The 1,872-nt window shown below is 48.6% G+C and carries 2 protein-coding genes; both read right to left on the bottom strand.

Annotation, left to right across the window (positions count from 1 at the left end):
* Window positions 1–1,348: hypothetical protein (locus tag HWQ67_RS17400; protein WP_218253963.1), on the bottom strand; the 1,348-nt coding region annotated here is incomplete at its 3' end.
* A partial coding sequence (locus HWQ67_RS17395; RefSeq protein ID WP_218253962.1) for a hypothetical protein occupies window positions 1,348–1,872 on the bottom strand: 525 nt, incomplete at its 5' end. The genes HWQ67_RS17400 and HWQ67_RS17395, both read right to left, overlap by 1 nt.

Raw genomic sequence — 1,872 nt, 5'->3', positions numbered from 1 at the left:
TCCTTATCGTTCCCCTCACCACGATTGGACTGGACATTCTCCATTTCGGGTCCTTGAACCATGCCAGGTATCGCCTTGCATAATTGAGCGCCTCGGTCTCCCCCACATTCCCCAGGCTCAGTTTGGTATATCTCCATCCATAAGCAGCCCCGCTGGTATTGTCCTGCAACGTAGAATCATCCAGATGTGATTTTATGGCGCTATTCCCGTTTGCATCCGTATATTCCACGATCACTGCATTCGTTATCTCATCGAACACCTGGTCAAGCGTGACCTGCCCATCAATTTCATCCAGGCGTAGCACGTAATCATAACCGGATAAACTGGGTTGCTGCTCGAAATATAACACGGGCTTCCCGTTAGGTGTCCCTGCCACCGATGATGCTTTTACCCCTGCCGACCAGGGATTATAGGATGTATCTCCAAACGCGGCCAGCTTTGCAATGAACTCCGCTGCTGGCTCCCACTGCATAAAACAAGGCTCGTGGGTTACCGTGTTTGCCGCAATATAATTCGTATCCACGTTCAATCCGGTGAAATGTCCGACAAAATCTTTCAATACTTCTGTTGAGCTTATGGTCCCGGCTTCCCCATACACCTTGATATTGCTCAGCTCACCATAATACAGATTGTCAATATCTCCGGTTTGGGATGCACCGCTACAAAATCGCAAATCTACGGTCCCTGGGCTTCCAGCTGAGGCAGGAATCCAATCAAAGCTCCCGGTCCCAGAAGCGGTTACACTTCCAAATGCGGTACCCGCTGCCACATCCCACGCCTGCAGATACCAATTTTGTATACCTTCATTAAGATCATAATTACCCGTGATATGATTTACTGCCTGACTGGTAGGCATGACATATCTCACAGCGGCATAGTCCGTGTTAACATATACTTCGTTTCCAGGCATGAACCGCAACCGGTTATACCGATCCAGTTTGAATTGTGATTCTGTCCCGCCGGTGACCTGCCACTCCCAAATATCATCCGATATCCTGGTATCGCACCATACTTTATCCCAGCGGCTTCTCCCTAAAAATGCACCCCAATACCCGGTGCACTCAAAACCGTATCCATCATTTTGCCCCTGGATGGTGGGCTGCAAGATATCGATCTGACCTTCCCATAAAGTCTTTAGTCCATTAAGTATCTCGATCCGCTTATTGCTGATACTTGGATGAGGCTTGGTTGGGTCGCCAGCCACGAAAAACCGGCACTGTGAATATAACCCGCCCGGATAAATGGTATCGAAGCTCAACCCGGTATGATCTTTGACCATCCCGGTCATCTGTGTATCAACAACCGTCCCGGATGAATATATGATGATCCGCAGATCATTATCATTCATTATATGGTGCTCCAGCGCGGGATAATATAGGTTCGGTTGAAGGTCACGGTATCCGTTGTGTTCACCGCCCTGGCAATTGTCATCGGGACTGTGTTCAGGTGATTATACTTTCCCGGCTCTAGCTCGATTACATCTCCATATACGGTAGCCAATCCATCCTCTTTTTCGTTGAGACTGTTGTACACATATACATTGCTCCCGTCCAGGATGAAACTATGATAAGCCGTTAGATTGGTTGGTATGTACACAACGTTACCAGTCATTAACCGGTATTGACCCATCGTAACTGTACCCGTTCCTGAACTGCGCTTCAGTTTGAACTTGAAATCCAGCTCTCCATAACCTTGTTTCCAGTCGATATGGTTGGGTATTGCGTCCGGGATAAGCATGGGCCCCAATAGGAACCATCTTGCCGTGCCATCCGCAACCGTTTGAAGCGTGGTATATTCACTAACAAACGAATTGCCCTCGGTGTCGTAATGCACCATCATTGCACCCTGGCAAACAGTCCCCGCATCGGTTAG

Source organism: Candidatus Magnetobacterium casense (genome assembly GCF_019173545.1).
Taxonomy (GTDB): Bacteria; Nitrospirota; Thermodesulfovibrionia; order Thermodesulfovibrionales; family Magnetobacteriaceae; genus Magnetobacterium; species Magnetobacterium cryptolimnobacter.
This window is presented reverse-complemented; position numbering and strand designations above follow the sequence as displayed.